We start from the raw sequence: 912 nt of genomic DNA on the forward strand, positions 1-912 counted from the left end.
GTGTGGTCGGCCAGTATTGGTTTCATGATCCGTTCAGGTGTGATCGACGATGGTTTGTGGTCTGTGATCGAGCCGGTTCTTCCTTGTGGGGATGGGCGTCAGGGGCGTCCATGGAATGACCACCGGTTGATGTTGGAGGGAATCTGCTGGCGGTTCCGGACCGGCTGTCCGTGGCGTGACCTGCCAGCGGAGTTCGGGCCGTGGCAATCGGTGTGGAAGCGGCACCGACGGTGGTCTGCCGACGGAACCTACGACCGGATCTTTGCCGCGGTCCGCCTCGCGTGCCCGGATGCGGCGGGTGCGAAGGACATGAGGCGGCTGTTGAGTGCGGACTCGACCAGCGTGCGAGCCCATCAGCACGCCGCCGGCGCCCCCGGCCTAAAAAGGGGCTGAGTCGAGTTACAAGAATCTGCCGGCCGAGCCTGATGATCATGGCTTGGGGCGGTCTCGGGGCGGGTTCACCACCAAGGTCCACGCGCTGGTCGACGCCGACTGCCGACCGATCACGCTGCTGCTCAGTCCCGGGCAGGCCGGCGACAACCCGATGCTGGCGCCGCTGCTGACCCGGCACCGGCTCTATGACCGCCGACCGTTCCGGCTGCTGGCCGACAAGGCGTACTCCCATCCGTCCACGCGGTCACACCTGCGGGCGTTGAAGATCCCGCACACCATCCCCGAACGGATCGACCAACTCGGCCGCCGCAAGGCCAAGGGGTCAGCAGGCGGCAGACCCGCCAGCTTCGACCACCTGATCTACAAGTGGCGCAACACCGCCGAACGAGGCTTCAACCGACTCAAGCAATGGCGCGGCATCGCCACCCGCTACGACAAGTACGCCATCACCTACCTCGGCGGACTCACCCTCGCTGCCGCCATCCTCAACTACCGCCAGGGTTTAGGAGACACGGCCTA

At 65.7% G+C, this 912-nt stretch carries 1 protein-coding gene; it reads left to right on the forward strand.

Going from position 1 to position 912, the window contains the following annotated elements:
* Positions 1–24: 24 nt before the first annotated feature.
* A protein-coding gene (locus tag ABNF93_RS34670; protein WP_502877684.1) for an IS5 family transposase occupies positions 25–912 on the forward strand; the annotation gives its coding sequence in 2 pieces (ribosomal slippage) (positions 25–386 and positions 385–912; 890 coding nt annotated over the 2 pieces). This gene is flagged as partial in the annotation.

The sequence above is a fragment of the Actinopolymorpha sp. B9G3 genome, assembly GCF_040120725.1.
Classification (GTDB): domain Bacteria; phylum Actinomycetota; class Actinomycetes; order Propionibacteriales; family Actinopolymorphaceae; genus Thermasporomyces.